We start from the raw sequence: 15,258 nt of genomic DNA, 5'->3' as shown, positions 1-15,258 counted from the left end.
GTCCCCGTCCGGTGTACGGATCGGAGCGGTTCGTCAACTCCCCTTGAACCGTTGAGAGTTGGCCGCAGTTGGCCGCCAAGGAGTCCGCGGCGCCGCCCGCCGGGTCACCCCCCGGCCGAAGCTCCCGTCACGCCCCCCGGGCCGTCCCCGGAGCCGCTGCCCGAGCCGTCCGCTGCGTTCCGGGAACCGCTTCCCGAGCTTCCCGAGCCGTCCGCTCCGCCCCCGGATCCGCCTCCCGAGCCTCCCGAGCCTCCCGAGCCTCCCGAGCCTCCCGAGCCTCCCGAGCCTCCCGCTCCGTCCCCCGGGTCGCCCCCGGAGCCGTCCGGGCCGCCCTCGGAGTCGTCCCCCGCGTTGCTCGCGGAGCGCAGCAGCAGGGGGCCGTCGCCCTCGTGCGCCGCGAACTCCGTGACGGCCGTGTAGGCGTCCAGCGAACCCCGGGTGCGCTCCCGGGGCGTCTCGCAGGTGGCGGGCTCGTCGTCGGCGTCCGCCGCGCAGTGCGTCTGCACGGTGCGGCCGCGCGGCCCCAGGAGGCTGAGCACGCCCTCCAGGGCGGCCCCGGTGGCGTTGCGGTAATAGGTGCGCGCCCAGGTGTCCGCGCCCTGGGCCATCACGCAGGTCTGTGCCTCGACGCCGTCGGGTGAGGTGAGTTCGGGACCGCAGCGGGCGGCCGTGGCCAGGCCCAGGCCGAGCACCAGCGGGGACCGGACCGGGGCCGGCAGCTTCTCGTCGTCGGCGCGGGCGCGGTGTCCTGCGGCGTCGCCCACCTGCCCTGCGGACGCGACGGTCAGCGGCAGCGCGACCGCGCACACCATGACGCCCGCGAGGGCGAGGAGACGCACGTTCATGTGCGGAGGGTAACCAGACGGATGCGGCGCGCCGGGTTGTCGCGCCCGACACCCCTACAACTCGGGCGCGCTCACACCCGTACGGGTGAGGGCGTCGACCACGGCGTCCACCACCGCCTCCACATCGGGCACCCATGGCTTGGCCGATCCGGGCAGCGGGGCCCGCTCCCAGCGGATGGCGCCCTGGCCGGTCTCGGAGGGCGGCAGGGCGAGATAGCCGCCCTCGCCGTGGAAGCGGAGCGAGCCGGGGACGAAGTCCTTGGCGTAGAGCAGTTCCCCCAGCTGCTCCATGGAGTACGGCTTGACGAGCAGCGCCCAGCGGGTGGGCGCGGCGACCACCGGGCCGAGGCGCATGCCGCGGCGGTCGAGGAGGGTCAGGGCGCGGGAGGCGGCGAGGGCCGGCAGGCTCACCGCGCAGGGTGCCGCCCCGCCGGCGGCTCCGGTGGCGAGGACGATCGGGGCCGTCGGCCGGTTGCCCCACCACCAGCGGACCATGCGCTCGTCGGTGGTGGCGGCGAGCAGGCCGGGGTCGAAGGGGTGGGCACCGGGGACGGTGCACTCCGGGTCGGGACACGCACACCGGGCCCGCCCCTGGGGGTCGGGGGCCACACCCGGGAGTACGGGCCACTGCCATTCCGTCGCGAAGGTCAGGGCCGCGTCGAGAAACTCAGGACCCTTGTCGTTCCGCCTGGACAGGAGCCTGCGTCGCCTTCCGAGGATCTCGCGCATGAGCGCTCGTTCCTTTCCGTTGCACCGCTGGCAACACCGTGGACCACATCACATCATGTGTCGATCACTTCACTGTGCGTACCTGTTGGCGCATCACACCCCTGCCCTGAGCAAGGGGAACCCCTGGGGGTCGAGCGGAGGCCGCGCCCGCGTTCACCAGAACTGCGTCGTACTGCTCGTACTGCGTCTATCAAAAGCACGGCCACGGCGTGGGGGTGGCGAAGTCTGGCGTTTTGCCGTTCCGAGTGTTTCTCTCCGCCTCCGCCACGGGAGGATGGGGCACGGTCGTCGGTGGTTAAGACGCCCGGGTCCGGCGCCAGGTTCCGGGTGGTCCCCAACCACCCCTGGCCTTCTCCGAGTAGGTACCCATCACGACCGCTGTGACGCTCCGTGGAGCAAGGCCAGTCGACCGCAATGAACCGTCGCCCGAGTCAGTTTTAAGCCAACTTTGCCTTTGTGCAAGCCGTCCGGGACGGCACCTCGCGAAGGCCTCAAGAGGCAAACGGACACCAGGAATCCCAGCAGGACAATGCTGGACATCCCCTCACGAGTGCGTGTACATGTGGAGACACTGCTAGCGGCGCAGAAGGGCATGGGGGTTTGCGATGCTTTTGAGCAATACGCACAGGTCTGAAAGCCGGACGCCATGAACGCCCCGCACCCTCCGAAAGTGGCTGGAATCGATTCAACGGTTCCCACTCCCGCCCACACTGTCGCGCCGGTTCCCCCCGCCCCGGCCTCCCCGGCCGCATCTGCCGTCCCCAAGGCCCCGGCCGCCCCGGCCCCGGGCACCGTCCTCCAGGACCGGCTGGCCGGCTGGGTCTCCGACCTCACCACCCTCCACGAACTGACCGAACGGCTCGCCCGGACCGGAACGCTGGAGCCGGCCCTCCAGGAACTGCTGCGCGCCGGTGCCGCCCTCGTGGGCGCCCGGCGCGGTCTCGTGGCGCTGGAGCCGGCCGACGGACTCGGCCCGCAGATCACGCTCGGCCTCGGACTCGGCCGCGCGGACCTCGGCCACCTGGAGACCGTCCCGCACGGCGCGCTGCCGTACGACAGCGGTACCTCCGGCGAGACCGTGCACCCCGACCTGTTCGCCGAGGACGGCCTCGACCCGCGCCACCGTGAGGTCGCCGCCCGCCTCGGCTACGCCGCCAGCTACGCGCTCCCCCTCGTCACCGGCGCGGCCGAGCACCTCGGCGCGGTCGCCTGGCTGTACGACGAACCGGCCCAGCCGCACGAGCGCCACCGCCACCTCATCGGTCTGTACGTCCAGTACGCGGCCGAGCATCTGGCCCGGCTGCTCGAAGTCGAGCGCACGCGCGCGTGCATGACGACCATCGCCGAGGAGCTGCTTCCCTCCCGGCTGCCCCGGGTGGCCGGCGTCCAGCTCGCCGCCCGGCATCGCACCGGTCCGCGCGGCGGCGGCGACTGGTACGACGCGCTGCCGCTGCCCGACGCCGCCCTGGGCCTCGCCGTCGGCTCGGTCACCGGCTCCGGACCGAGCGCGGTCGCCGCGATGGGACGGCTGCGCGCCTCCCTGCGGGCGTACGCCGTGATGGAGGGCGAGGACCCGGTCGCGGTCCTCTCCGATCTGGAACTGCTGCTGCGACTGACCGAACCGGCCCGCTCCGCCACCGCCCTGTTCGCCTACTGCGAGCCCGCGCTGCGCAAGGTCACCCTCGCCGGCGCCGGGCACAGCCCACCGTTGCTGATCGGGGAGCACCGCACCGAGTTCGCGGAGACCTCGGTGTCCGCGCCGCTCGGCATGCTCGCCTGCTGGGAGGCGCCCAGCGCGGAGATCGAGGCCGAAGCCGGGGAAACCGTTCTCCTCTACACCGACGGGCTGCTGCACCGCACCGGCGACCCCATGGACCGCGCCTTCGCCCGGCTGCACACGGCCGCCGCGAGCACCCCGCGCGCCCTGCGCCACGACCCCGGGGCGATCGCCGACCACATCCTGCGCACGGTGCTGCCGGGCGGCCTGGACGAGGCCGACAGCGCGGAGGACGTGGTGCTGCTGGCAGCCCGGTTCGACTGACCGGTCAGTCAGCCACCGGCGGCAGGGGAACCGGAGGAAAGCCGGAGGAGACCCTGGGCAGAGCCGGAGGAGAGCCAAAAGGGGGGCGGCGGAGACGCCTCACACCACTGCGGGGCCCCGGTCCCTGGGACGCTGTTCGGTACGACCGTACGATGGACGGCATCCACTGCAGTGTCGAGGAGGATGACCGTGTCCGACGAGCTCACCCCGGCGGTATCAGATGATGCTGCTACCGCAGCGGGTCCGGAGACCCCGGAGATTGAGTCGGAAGAGCCGATCAAGCAGCGCAAGAACGGCCTGTACCCGGGCGTGTCCGACGAGCTCGCCGAGAGCATGAAGTCCGGCTGGGCCGACACGGAGCTGCGCGACCTCAAGCCCATCGAGCAGGCCGGGCACACCGCCCGCCGCCGCGCCGAGCTGTCCGCCCGCTTCCCGGGCGAGCGCCTGGTGATCCCGGCCGGCAACCTGAAGACCCGCTCCAACGACACGGACTACCCGTTCCGGGCGTCGGTCGAGTACGTCTACCTCACCGGCAACCAGACCGAGGACGGCGTACTCGTCCTGGAGCCGAAGGACGACGGCCATGAGGCCACCGTCTACCTGCTGCCCCGCTCCGACCGCGAGAACGGCGAGTTCTGGCTCTCCGGCCAGGGCGAGCTGTGGGTCGGCCGCAGGCACTCCCTCACCGAGTCCGAGGCGCTCTACGGCATCCCCGCCGCCGACGTCCGTGAGCTCGCCGACAAGCTGCGCGAGGCCACCGGCCCGGTGCGGGTCGTCCGCGGCTACGACGCCGGTATCCAGGCCGCGCTGACCGACAAGGTCACCGCCGAGCGCGACGAGGAGCTGCGGGTCTTCCTCTCCGAGGCACGGCTGGTCAAGGACGAGTGGGAGATCGGCGAGCTGCAGAAGGCCGTCGACTCGACGGTCCGCGGCTTCGAGGACGTCGTGAAGGTCCTCGACAAGGCCGAGGCCACGAGCGAGCGCTACATCGAGGGCACGTTCTTCCTCCGCGCGCGCGTGGAGGGCAACGACATCGGCTACGGCTCCATCTGCGCCGCCGGCCCGCACGCCTGCACGCTGCACTGGGTCCGCAACGACGGCCCGGTGCGCTCCGGCGACCTGCTCCTCCTCGACGCCGGCGTCGAGACGCACAGCCTGTACACCGCCGACGTCACGCGCACGCTGCCGGTCAACGGCACGTACAGCGAGATCCAGAAGAAGATCTACGACGCCGTGTACGACGCCCAGGAGGCCGGGATCGCGGCGGTGCAGCCGGGCGCGAAGTACCGCGACTTCCACGATGCCGCGCAGCGGGTGCTGGCCGAGCGACTCGTCGAGTGGGGGCTCGTCGAGGGGCCGGTCGAGCGGGTGCTGGACCTGGGGCTGCAGCGCCGGTGGACGCTGCACGGGACGGGGCACATGCTCGGGCTCGACGTCCACGACTGTGCCGCTGCGCGGACCGAGACGTACGTGGAGGGCGTCCTGGAGCCGGGAATGGTGCTGACCGTCGAGCCGGGGCTGTACTTCCAGGCCGACGATCTCACCGTGCCGGAGGAATACCGGGGGATCGGGGTGCGGATCGAGGACGACATCCTGGTGACGGCCGACGGGAACCGGAATCTCTCGGCTGGGCTGCCTCGGCGGTCGGACGAGGTCGAGGGCTGGATGGCTTCGCTGAAGAGCTGACGGGCTGACGGGCTGACGGATGCGGGACGGCCGGGTACCCAAGGGGTGCCCGGCCGTCGTCGCGTTCTGCGGATGGGTGGGGGTTGCTCGCGCCCACGCGCGTCGGAGCCGCCTGTGCGAAGGCGTCACAGAGCAGGCAGGGCGTCCAGGAAGAGGGCGCCTGTCAGCAGTCCCGCGCTGCCCCTCGGGCTCCAGCCCCGGTCGCGCAGGTCCGCGTCCAGGGCGACGAGCGCCTCGGCCCCTGCCTGCGTCGCCGTGCCGCCCGCCTCCAGCACCCCCCGCGCCCCCGCCTGTACGTGGCGCAGGCCGAACGGCCCGGCCGTGTAAAGGAGTTCGGTGTCCTGGAGGGTGGACATCACGGTGAGCAGGGCGTCGAGGCGGGCCTGGTTCTCGGTGGCGCCCGCCTTGCGAGCCGTGGTCAGCGCGTCCAGCGCCCTGCGTACGTGCGGGAATCCGGCCCTCGCCTCGCCGCGGGCGCCGGCCGCGCCGTACTTGACGGAGATCGACGAACCCCGGGACGGGCGACGGGTGGCGCCCTTGTCGTTGAACGCGGCGATCTTCCGGGTGTGCGCGGCGATCTCGTGGGCCTCGGCGCGGGGGTTCAGGGCGGCCGCGGCGACCAGGAAGCCGAGAGCCCACAGAGCGCCCTTGTGTCCGCCGCCGGCCAGCCCGACCGAGTGCTCGGTGCACCGGCCGATCGCGCCCAGTTCCGCCCGCAGCGTCGGCGTGGCCCCGCCGGCCCGGCGGGCGGCGGCGGCCATCGCCGCGAGGCCCGGCGCCAGTGCCTTGGCCGACCAGCGCAGACTGTCGTGCTCCCGGCGCGTGCTGCGGGCGTCCAGGTCACGCGGGTCGGGCAGGCCCGGCTTGGGGGCCAGGGCCAGCTGACCGGTGAGTGCGGCCACGGCGGCCCGCGCCAGCGCGTCGTCCTCGCGGCTTGTCATGCTCCTTGCCTTACGAGGAGGCGGAGGCAGAAGCAGAGGCGGAGGCGCTGTCGCTGGGGGCGCCGCTGGGCGGGGTGCCCGTGGGGGCGTCGCTCGGGGCACCGCTCGGCGGGGTGCCGCCACCGCCGCTGCCGGCGCCCGTGTTCTCGGCGTCCGGGTCGATGCCCAGCGTCAGAAAGCCCTTGTAGCCCTTCGAGGGGTCCTTCTTGTGCACGGCCTTCAGGGTCAGCAGCCCGCTGGCGGCGCCCCCGCCGTCGTACACCATGTCCTCGGCGAGGACGGTGTAGTCACCGGTGTGCTTCGCGTAGGGCTCCAGGGCGAAGACCTTCTCGGCGATGTCGTCCGCGAAGAACAGCTGGCCGGTGTGGTTGACCTTGCCGCCTTCGTAGCTGCCGTCCTCCTTCTCGCCGCCCGTGTGCACCTTCACGTGGATGTGGCAGGTGCGCGGGGTGTACCAGCCCGGGAAGATCGTCTCGAACTTCACGACCCCGTCGGCGTCGCCGATCTGGTAACCGCGCAGGTACGTGTTGTCGTCGGCGGAGTCGCCCTCCTCGCTCTCCGCCGGGGCGGAGCCGCCGGGGTTGGCGGTGGTGTAGCCGGAGTAGTAGCCCCAGGCGTCGCAGTGCCAGATCTCGACCGCCGCACCCTTGACCGGGGTGCAGCCGTCGGTGGCGTCCACGACGGTCAGCCGCAGGGTCAGCGGAACGCCGGCCTTGCCCTCGGTGATGTCCTTGCGCACCAAGGCACCGTCGAGGTAGTACGGCCCTTCCGTGACGCTGCTCATCAGTGTCATGCACGCACCGCTGGTCGAACTCGCACTGGTCGCGGTGCCGGTCGTGTCGGCGAAGGCCGACTGGAAGCCGGCGACCGCGAGGCCGCCGGCCGCCACCGTGCCGCCGGAGACCGCGAGGGCGCGACGGCGGGTGATCGACGTGTCTTTGTGGTTTCCCGTCATGGCCGACGAAGGTAGGAACGCCGATTGTCAGGGGCATGGGCAGGCACTGGGAAGGGCCTGTGAGCTCCCAGGAAGCTGAACCGGCCGGGAAGCCGCTGGTCACAGAGCCGGAGCGGTCACAGAGCCGGGGCGTGATCGTGCAGGATCCGCTGGAACAGCCGGCTGTCCCGCCATTCTCCATTGATGTGGAGATACTGCGGCGCATCGCCGATCGTCTCGAACCCGCATTTCTTCAGCACGCGTTGGGACGTCGTGTTCTCGATCAGAGTGGACGCCTCGATGCGGTGAAGTCCTACGACATCCCTGGCGATCTCGCAGACCCGATCCAGAGCGGCGGTCGCCAGACCACGGCCCTGCTGATCAGCGGCCACCCAATAACCCACGTAGGAACTACAGAAAGGACCCAGGGAAATCCCGGAAAGGGTGATCGCGCCGACGATCCCGCCGTCTTCGGCCGACTCCATGATCCACGGGGCCATGAGACCGTCGGCGGCCTGTCCCAGCAGGCCTTCGATCCGCTCGGTCTGGCCCTCGACAGTGAAGAAGGACTCGGGTCTGACCGGTTCCCAGGGTTCGAGATGGCTTCGGTTGCCCACGTATGCGGCGCACAGCGCTCGGGCATCGCCGGTGGCAATCGGCCGCAATATCACGCCCGGGACGAGCAGGCTTTCTTTAATCTTTTCGAGAATCATGCGCGCACCCTAGCGCGGGTGTTATGCGGGGGCGAGAGTCATGCCGAAAGCAGGGAAGGATCTTTCTTCCACTTGAGGATCTTGTCGAAGCTGACCACGGTCCCGCCGCGGCCCGGCTTGTTGCCGATGTGGACGTGGTCCGCGAGTTCTCGGATGAGACAGAGGCCTCTCCCGTGCTCGGCGTCGGGACGGGCGGGCCTGATGTCCTGGGTGCGGGCGAACCCAGGCCCCAGCCCCGGCCCCGAATCGGCCACCTCGATACGGCACTTCTCGCCGTCCAGGTAGGCGGTGACCCGGTACGCCTCCGAGGTGCGGCCCGCCCCGCCGTGCTCGACGGCGTTCGCACAGGCCTCACTGAGGGCGACGGACAGGTCGTAGGAGATGTCGGGGTCGACGCCCGCCGTCTCCATCGTGCCGATCAGCAGCCGGCGGGCAAGCGGCACGCTCGCGGCCTCACGCCGCAGATGGAGTGACCACCAGATGCTCATGCTCCAGCCTCCTGGCCGCGGCTCGACATACCGATACCTATTGCCAGCCGTGCGCGGGTGTAAGCACTCCGTTCATGTGAGAACGCCCATCCGGGGGATGCGCGGTGGGAGGTTTCGGTGTATGAGCGGGTGGTTCGGTACAAGATTGATCTTTCGGTTCTTTCCCGCGATCACCTTCTGCAACCCACTGCGCCCTTTCCTGTTTCCGCACGTACCGGAATCTTCTGAACCTGCCGTCAAGCGGGTGCGGGTCCAGTGCGATGATGAGCGCGCCATGACTGCCCCCCACCCGCGCGCGGCGCGCACCGGAAGCGGACTGCGGCTCCTGCGGGCCGCGGTGTTCGCCGCGCTCTGCGTCGTGCTGGCCGCGGCGGGGCACACCTTCGCCTCCTGCGCGACCGTCCCGCTGTGGACGCTCGGCGCGGGCTTCCTGGGCACCCTGGTGCTCGTCGCCCCGCTGGCCGGCCGAGCCCGCTCGCTGCCGGGGATCGTGGCCCTGCTGGCGGTGGCGCAGACCGTGCTCCACACACTGTTCGAACTCGGCCAGCACAGTGGCTCCGCGCTGACCGGCGGCTCGACGTCGATGTCCTCGATGTCCTCGATGTCCGCGATGCCGTCCGCGTTGTCGACGTCTCCGGGGGACGCGTCGCTGGTGGAGCGGGCCGCGCGGCTGATGTGCGGAGCAGGGACGGCGCAGATCAGTCCGGCCCGCGCCTACAAGATCCTCACGGACGCGCATCTCAGTGCCTCCGCCCCGTCCACCGGCGCGAGCGGGGCGGCCCACACCGCGGACGCCACCGGAGCCTCCGGCTCACTGCTGCCCTCCGTGCCCATGCTGCTCGGGCACCTCCTCGCGGCCGTGGCGACCGGGTGGCTGCTGCGCCGGGGCGATCTGGCGCTGCTACGGCTGATCGAGCTGTCGGCCGACTCGGCGCACGGGGTCGCCGAGGGGGCGCTCGTTCGTTCCCTGCACAGGGCGCTCGCGCTGGCGTGCGCCCTGTGCGCCGGGCTGGTGGCCGTACCGGAGGCGCCCGCGCCCGGCCGTCGGAGCGCCTGGGGCATTCGGGTCGCCCCACGTACCGTTGCCCTCCAGCACTCCGTGATTCGGCGCGGGCCGCCCGCGGCCGCCGCCGTACTCGTTCTCGCCGCCTGACACGGCGCGACCAGCGCACTCCCCGGGATCTGCCCGGACCGGAGGGGGCCGGCCGCCGCCGTACGGCACGCGCGTGCGCTTTCCGATGACCACCATCGCTTTTCGACTGCCGTCTTTCGGCTGTCAGCTTCCCGCTGCCGGCTTATGGCTTTCGGCTTTCGACCTGCGGTTTTCGACCCGCAGCTGTCGGCAGTCGGCCATCGGCAGTCGCTCTCGGCCATCGGATTGCCCCGCGCCCCTCGACGACAGAACTCACTCGGAGTGGAGTGCTCCCTGCCATGAAGGCTTCCGCCATGTCCGCCAAGTCCGCCGTGCCTGCCGCGCCTGCCCTGCCCGTCGTGCGTGCCCGCAAGGCCTCGCGCGTCGCCGCCGTCACCGCCGTCGCGGGTACGGCCGTACTGGCCGTCTGCTCGCCCGCGTTCGCGCACGTCAGCGTGCAGCCCGAGGGCACCGCCGCCAAGGGCGGTTACGCGGTCATCGACTTCAAGGTGCCCAACGAGCGTGACGACGCCTCGACCACCAGGGTCGAGGTCGACTTCCCGGCCGACCACCCGATCGCGTCCGTGATGCCGCAGCCGATGGCCGGCTGGAAGATCGAGGTCACCAAGTCCAAGCTGGCCAAGCCGTTGGAGATGCACGGCCAGAAGTACGACCAGGCGGTCACCAAGGTCACCTGGACCGCCGAGGACAAGGGCATCGAGCCGGGCTACTTCCAGAAGTTCCCGCTCTCCGTGGGCACCCTGCCCGAGAACACGGACGAACTGGTCTTCAAGGCGATCCAGACATACTCCAACAAGGAGATCGTCCGCTGGATCGAGGTCCCGCAGAAGGGCCAGGACGAGCCGGAGAACCCGGCCCCGGTCCTCGCGCTGTCCGCCGCCACCGACGACCACCACGGGTCCGCCACGGCCCAGGGCACCGCCGAGGACGCCGCCGAGGAGACCTCCGCCAAGACCGAGACCACCGCGTCCGACGACTCCGGCGCCGCGGACGGCAGTGACACCACCGCCCGCGTCCTCGGCGTCGTCGGCATCGTCGTCGGCGCGGCCGGGGTCGCCTACGGCGTCCTCGCCGGCCGCCGCCGGTCCACCACCGGTACCGAGGCCTGAGTTCCGCGTCCGCTGCGCGCACAGGGGCCGTGCGAGGCTGTCGTACTCCCCCGTCCGTCGTACGACCCCGGTGCGCGCCGGATCTCTCACATCTGGGACATTTTCCTATGCGCAAGAAGACGTTCGCCGCGGCCGCGCTGCTCGCCGCCGCCTCCCTGACCCTCTCCGCCTGCGGCAGCGGCGACGACGCGAAGTCACCGGTCACCGTGGTCGCCGGGGACACCTCGAACAAGGCCGCGACCATCCTCGACACGCCCTTCGAGAAGCCGGACCTGGTGCTCACCGACACCCAGGGCAAGAAGTACGACCTGCGCGCGGAGACCAAGGGCAGGCCGACGCTGATCTACTTCGGCTACACGCACTGCCCCGACGTCTGCCCGCTGACCATGAACAACCTCGCGGTCGCCAAGAAGGCGCTGTCCAAGGCCGACCAGGCGAAGCTGCGAGTCGTGTTCGTGACCACCGACCCGGCCCGCGACACCCCGTCCGAGCTCGGCAAGTGGCTCAAGGGCATCGACCCGAGCTTCGTCGGGCTGACCGGCGACTTCGCCACCATCCAGGCGGGCGCCCGCACCCTCGGCATCTCCATCGAGCCGACCCACAAGGACAAGAAGACCGGCAAGGTCGTCTCGGTGCACGGCACCCAGGTCATCGCGTTCTCGCCGAAGACCGACGGCGGATACGTGCTCTACGGCGAGGACGCCACCGTCGACGACTACACCAAGGACCTCCCCAAGCTGATCAAGGGGGAGAACCCGTGAAACGCCTCGCCGTGACCGGGGCCGCGATAGCGGGGGCCCTGGCCCTCGCGGGCTGCGGCACGTCGAACGCCTCGAAGGCCTCGGACTCCGCCGGCGCCTCGCGCGCCGAGCTGTCCGTCGGCGCCTCCTACATGCCGCAGCCGGTCTCCGCCGACATGGCCGCCGGATTCCTGACGATCACCAACAGGGGCGGCACGAAGGACGAGCTGACCTCGGTCACCAGCGACTCCGCCGGTGAGATCACCATGCACGAGACCAAGGGCGGGGCCATGGAGGAGGTCGACTCCTTCGAGGTGCCCGCGCACGGTCAACTCGTGTTCAAAAGTGGTGGCAACCATCTGATGTTCGAGAAGCTGAAGCGCCGCCCGGAACAGGGCGACACCATCACCTTGAAACTCAAGTTCGCCGAATCCGGTCCGCTCACCGTCGAGATGCCGGTGAAGTCCGCCACGTACAACCCTTCGACCGGACACTGAGGGAGGGACCGACCTTGACGCGGACCATCACCCCCCGCCTGCGCACGCTGGTGCTGCTGTTCCTCGCCGTCACCGGCGCGCTGCTGGCCGGGGCCGGGCCGGCCTCGGCGCACGCCGCGCTGACCGGCAGCGATCCCGCCCAGGGGGTGGTGGTCCCCAAGGCACCCGACCAGGTCGCGCTGACGTTCTCCGAGAACGTGTCGCTGAACGACAACTCGATCCGGGTCCTGGACCCCAAGGGCAAGCGGGTCGACCTGGCCAAGCCGGACAACCTGAGCGGCACGACCTACGGCGTGCAGCTCAAGAGCGGGCTGAGCAAGGGCACGTACACCGTCGCCTGGCAGGTCGTCTCGGCGGACAGCCATCCCGTCGCCGGTGCCTTCACCTTCTCCGTGGGCACGCCCTCCAAGACCGTCGCCTCGGTCGGGGACCAGGACGTCGGCGGCGGCGTCGTCGGCTGGCTGTACGGGTTCGGGCGGTACATGTCCTACGCCGGGTACATCGTGCTCGTCGGCGGCGCCGCCTTCGTCCTCGCCTGCTGGCAGCGCGGCTCCGGGGTGCGGGCCATGCAGCGCCTCGTCGTCGGCGGCTGGCTGACGCTCACCGCCGCCACCCTCTGGCTGCTGCTCCTGCGCGGCTCCTACACGACGTCCGGCAGCGTCGGTGACATCTTCGACCTGAACCTCCTCGGCCAGGTCCTGCAGACCAAGGCCGGCGCCGCTCTGGTCTCCCGGTTGCTGCTGCTCGCTGCGGGCGCGCTGTTCATCGCCGTCCTCTTCGGCGCCTACGACAAGCGCGAGGATGAGGAGAAGCGCGACCTGACCTTCGGGCTCGCCATCGGCGGCACTGTGGTGGCCGCCGGGCTCGCGGCGAGCTGGGCCATGGCCGAGCACGCGTCCACCGGGCTCCAGCCGGGCATCGCGATGCCGGTCGACGTGGTCCACCTGCTCGCCGTCGCCACCTGGCTGGGCGGCCTCACCGCCCTGTTGGTCGCCCTCTACCGGGCGCCCGCCGACACCCCGGTCGAGTCCGCCGCCGTACGCCGCTTCTCCCGCGTCGCCTTCGGGTCCGTGCTCGCCCTGGTCGCCACCGGCGTCTACCAGTCCTGGCGCCAGCTCGGCTCCTGGTCGGCGTTCACCGACACCACGTACGGCGAGCTGCTGCTGGTCAAGATCGGGCTCGTGGCGCTGCTCGTCGGCATCGCGTCCATCTCCCGACGGTGGACGGGGCGGCTCGCGGACACGGCGGTGGCGGCGACCGAGGCAGAGGCGGAGACAGCGGACAAGAAGGAGAAGAAGGAGGCGGTGAAGGAGACAGTCAAGGCGTCCGCCGCCACCCAGGAGGCAGCCGCGAGGTCGGGCCCGTCCGTCTCCGGCGTCTCCGGCAAGGTCGGCGCCCCCGGCGAGGCCGGGTCCGCGGAGGACGACCCTGAGCGTGCCGCGCAGCTGGCCCGGCAGCAGTCCGCCATGGACACCGCCCGGCAGAAGCGCGTCCGGGACGCCGACCCCCACCGCTTCGGGCTGCGCCGCTCGGTGCTCGCCGAGGCCGGGGTCGCCGTCGTCCTGCTCGCCGTCACGACCGTGCTGACGCAGACCGAGCCCAGCCGTACCGAACTGGACGCCAAGGCCGCCTCCTCGTCGTCCTCGTCGTCCTCGTCCTCCTCGGCTTCGGACTCGTCCTCGGGCGCGCTGACCCTCGACATGTCCTTCGACACCGGCGGCAAGGACGGCAAGGGCGTGGTCCGCGTCGACCTCGACCCCGCGACCGTGGGCAGCAACGAGATGCACGTCTACGTCCAGCGGCCCAACGGCCGCGCCTTCGACATCCCCGAGGTGAAGGTCGCCTTCACTCTCGCCGCGAAGAAGATCGGGCCGCTTCCGGTGGCCCCCGACCACATCACCACCGGGCACTGGGCCGCGAACGGCGTGCAGATCCCCATGGCGGGCGACTGGCAGGTCTCCGTCACCGTGCGGACCTCCGACATCGACCAGGTGACCGTCTCCAAGAGCGCGCAGATCGGCTGAACCGCACCATGCCCGAACAGTCCCAGTCCCTCACCGAGTCCCGTACCGCAGCCGCCGAGGCACCCCCGGCCGGGGGCGTCAGCCGACGGGCGCTGCTCGGCACCGCCGGGGCCACCGGGCTCGTGCTCGGCGCGGCGGGCGCGGGCGTCGGCTACGCGTCCGCCCCCGCCCAGGGCACCCCGCTCAGCTCCGTGGGCTCCGACCGGGCGATGTTTCACGGGAAACATCAGCCAGGCATCATCGAGGGCCTCCAGGCGCGCGGCCATCTCGTCGCCTTCGACCTGGCGGCGGGTGCGGGCCGCACGGAGGCCGCCGCACTGCTGCGGCGCTGGTCCGCGACGGCCGAGCGGCTGATGGCGGGCGAGCCGATGACCCAGGACGACACGGATGTGGCCCGGGACGCCGGGCCCTCGTCACTGACCATCACCTTCGGCTTCGGCAACAGCTTCTTCGGCCGTACCGGCCTGGAGAAGCAGCGGCCGTCATCGCTGGATCCGCTGCCCGACTTCTCCTCCGACCACCTCGACAGGTCGCGCAGCAACGGCGACCTGTGGGTGCAGATCGGCGCTGACGACGCCCTGGTCGCCTTCCACGCCCTGCGCGCGATCCAGAAGGACGCGGGCGGCGCGGCCAAGGTGCGCTGGCAGATGAACGGCTTCAACCGCACCCCGGGCGCCACCGCCCACCCCATGACGGCCCGCAACCTCATGGGCCAGCTGGACGGCACGCGCAATCCGAAGCCGACGGACTCCGACTTCGACCAGCGGATCTTCGTGCCGGCGAGCGGTTCGAGCGATCCGGCGTGGATGGCGAACGGCTCCTATGCCGTCGTGCGCCGGATCCGCATGCTTCTCGACGACTGGGAGAAGTTGTCGCTCACGGCCCAGGAGAACGTGATCGGGCGGAGGAAGTCGAACGGTGCGCCGCTGTCCGGTGGCACCGAGACGACGCCGATGGACCTGGAGAAGGCCAAGGCGGACGGGGAGTACGTGGTCCCGGTCAACGCCCATGCCCGGATCACGCGGCCCGACCAGAACGGGGGCGCGGCGATCCTGCGGCGCCCGTTCTCGTACCACGACGGCATCGACGCGGACGGCACGCCGGACGCGGGGCTGCTGTTCGTCTGCTGGCAGGCCGATCCGCTGCGCGGTTTCGTGCCGCTGCAGCGGAAGCTGGACCGCGGAGACGCGCTGTCGCAGTACATCCGGCACGAGGCGAGCGGCCTCTTCGCGGTGCCGGGCGGCGCGGCCGCCGGGGAGTATGTGGGCCAGCGGCTGCTGGAGGGCTGATATGCGGTGGTCGCAGCGTTACCACAGTGGTTTCTGATCACTATTGGCGCGTTTTCGAGTTTCAAACCA

The 15,258-nt window shown here is 71.3% G+C and carries 13 protein-coding genes and 1 pseudogene; 8 read left to right on the top strand and 6 right to left on the bottom strand.

The window, feature by feature from the left end; translation table 11 throughout:
* Positions 1–344 precede the first annotated feature (344 nt).
* Positions 345–845, bottom strand: a pseudogene (locus AB0M11_RS06770) (hypothetical protein); the annotation flags it as partial.
* A 54-nt stretch (positions 846–899) separates the two neighbouring features.
* Positions 900–1,574, bottom strand: coding sequence for a bifunctional DNA primase/polymerase (locus tag AB0M11_RS06765; RefSeq protein ID WP_365702145.1), 675 nt, complete (start codon positions 1,572–1,574; stop codon positions 900–902).
* A 646-nt stretch (positions 1,575–2,220) separates the two neighbouring features.
* Here AB0M11_RS06765 and AB0M11_RS06760 point away from each other — a divergent pair.
* Positions 2,221–3,615: a PP2C family protein-serine/threonine phosphatase gene (locus AB0M11_RS06760; protein ID WP_365702143.1), complete on the top strand. Its 1,395-nt coding sequence runs from the start codon at positions 2,221–2,223 to the stop codon at positions 3,613–3,615.
* Between the two features lie 183 nt (positions 3,616–3,798).
* On the top strand, positions 3,799–5,301 hold the full coding sequence (locus AB0M11_RS06755; RefSeq protein ID WP_365702141.1) for an aminopeptidase P family protein: 1,503 nt from the start codon (positions 3,799–3,801) through the stop codon (positions 5,299–5,301).
* A 125-nt stretch (positions 5,302–5,426) separates the two neighbouring features.
* On the opposite strand, the gene AB0M11_RS06750 is transcribed toward AB0M11_RS06755, so the two are convergent.
* From AB0M11_RS06750 to AB0M11_RS06735, 4 genes are all read right to left on the bottom strand, one after another.
* A complete protein-coding gene (locus tag AB0M11_RS06750) occupies positions 5,427–6,242 on the bottom strand; it encodes a triphosphoribosyl-dephospho-CoA synthase (RefSeq protein ID WP_365702139.1) in 816 nt (271 codons plus the stop codon).
* 10 nt (positions 6,243–6,252) lie between these two features.
* A complete protein-coding gene (locus tag AB0M11_RS06745) occupies positions 6,253–7,197 on the bottom strand; it encodes an intradiol ring-cleavage dioxygenase (RefSeq protein ID WP_365702137.1) in 945 nt (314 codons plus the stop codon).
* A 116-nt stretch (positions 7,198–7,313) separates the two neighbouring features.
* Positions 7,314–7,889 (bottom strand): GNAT family protein, encoded by a 576-nt coding sequence (locus AB0M11_RS06740; RefSeq protein ID WP_365702135.1) that lies wholly within the window; start codon positions 7,887–7,889, stop codon positions 7,314–7,316.
* Positions 7,890–7,927: 38 nt separating this feature from the next.
* The gene (locus AB0M11_RS06735; protein ID WP_234538996.1) at positions 7,928–8,377 is read right to left on the bottom strand and encodes an ATP-binding protein; all 450 of its coding nucleotides are present in this window, start codon (positions 8,375–8,377) and stop codon (positions 7,928–7,930) included.
* Positions 8,378–8,651: 274 nt separating this feature from the next.
* Between AB0M11_RS06735 and AB0M11_RS06730 the strand changes: the two genes are divergently transcribed.
* From AB0M11_RS06730 to efeB, 6 genes are all read left to right on the top strand, one after another.
* Positions 8,652–9,530 carry a hypothetical protein gene (locus AB0M11_RS06730; protein ID WP_365702132.1) on the top strand — a complete coding sequence of 293 codons (879 nt, stop codon included), beginning with the start codon at positions 8,652–8,654 and terminating at the stop codon, positions 9,528–9,530.
* 293 nt (positions 9,531–9,823) lie between these two features.
* Positions 9,824–10,639, top strand: coding sequence for a YcnI family protein (locus tag AB0M11_RS06725; protein ID WP_365702335.1), 816 nt, complete (start codon positions 9,824–9,826; stop codon positions 10,637–10,639).
* Between the two features lie 107 nt (positions 10,640–10,746).
* Positions 10,747–11,400 (top strand): SCO family protein, encoded by a 654-nt coding sequence (locus tag AB0M11_RS06720; protein WP_365702130.1) that lies wholly within the window; start codon positions 10,747–10,749, stop codon positions 11,398–11,400.
* Positions 11,397–11,876 carry a copper chaperone PCu(A)C gene (locus AB0M11_RS06715; RefSeq protein ID WP_365702128.1) on the top strand — a complete coding sequence of 160 codons (480 nt, stop codon included), beginning with the start codon at positions 11,397–11,399 and terminating at the stop codon, positions 11,874–11,876. The genes AB0M11_RS06720 and AB0M11_RS06715 overlap by 4 nt, the downstream gene beginning before the upstream one ends.
* 14 nt (positions 11,877–11,890) lie before the next feature.
* On the top strand, positions 11,891–13,900 hold the full coding sequence (locus tag AB0M11_RS06710; RefSeq protein ID WP_365702126.1) for a copper resistance protein CopC: 2,010 nt from the start codon (positions 11,891–11,893) through the stop codon (positions 13,898–13,900).
* A gap of 8 nt (positions 13,901–13,908) precedes the next feature.
* Positions 13,909–15,189 (top strand): iron uptake transporter deferrochelatase/peroxidase subunit, encoded by a 1,281-nt coding sequence (gene efeB / locus AB0M11_RS06705; RefSeq protein WP_365702124.1) that lies wholly within the window; start codon positions 13,909–13,911, stop codon positions 15,187–15,189.
* Positions 15,190–15,258 lie beyond the last annotated feature (69 nt).

Origin of the sequence: Streptomyces sp. NPDC051987, assembly GCF_040680735.1 — a bacterium.
In the GTDB taxonomy this organism is placed as follows: domain Bacteria; phylum Actinomycetota; class Actinomycetes; order Streptomycetales; family Streptomycetaceae; genus Streptomyces.
The sequence above is the reverse complement of the archived record's forward strand: the minus strand, read 5'-3'. Positions and strand labels throughout refer to the sequence as shown.

Coding starts and splice junctions, on each gene's coding strand:
- AB0M11_RS06765 (WP_365702145.1), bottom strand. CDS start 1,574: ATGCGCGAGATCCTCGGAAGGCGACGCAGGCTCCTGTCCAGGCGGAAC.
- AB0M11_RS06760 (WP_365702143.1), top strand. CDS start 2,221: ATGAACGCCCCGCACCCTCCGAAAGTGGCTGGAATCGATTCAACGGTT.
- AB0M11_RS06755 (WP_365702141.1), top strand. CDS start 3,799: ATGACCGTGTCCGACGAGCTCACCCCGGCGGTATCAGATGATGCTGCT.
- AB0M11_RS06750 (WP_365702139.1), bottom strand. CDS start 6,242: ATGACAAGCCGCGAGGACGACGCGCTGGCGCGGGCCGCCGTGGCCGCA.
- AB0M11_RS06745 (WP_365702137.1), bottom strand. CDS start 7,197: ATGACGGGAAACCACAAAGACACGTCGATCACCCGCCGTCGCGCCCTC.
- AB0M11_RS06740 (WP_365702135.1), bottom strand. CDS start 7,889: ATGATTCTCGAAAAGATTAAAGAAAGCCTGCTCGTCCCGGGCGTGATA.
- AB0M11_RS06735 (WP_234538996.1), bottom strand. CDS start 8,377: ATGAGCATCTGGTGGTCACTCCATCTGCGGCGTGAGGCCGCGAGCGTG.
- AB0M11_RS06730 (WP_365702132.1), top strand. CDS start 8,652: ATGACTGCCCCCCACCCGCGCGCGGCGCGCACCGGAAGCGGACTGCGG.
- AB0M11_RS06725 (WP_365702335.1), top strand. CDS start 9,824: ATGTCCGCCAAGTCCGCCGTGCCTGCCGCGCCTGCCCTGCCCGTCGTG.
- AB0M11_RS06720 (WP_365702130.1), top strand. CDS start 10,747: ATGCGCAAGAAGACGTTCGCCGCGGCCGCGCTGCTCGCCGCCGCCTCC.
- efeB (WP_365702124.1), top strand. CDS start 13,909: ATGCCCGAACAGTCCCAGTCCCTCACCGAGTCCCGTACCGCAGCCGCC.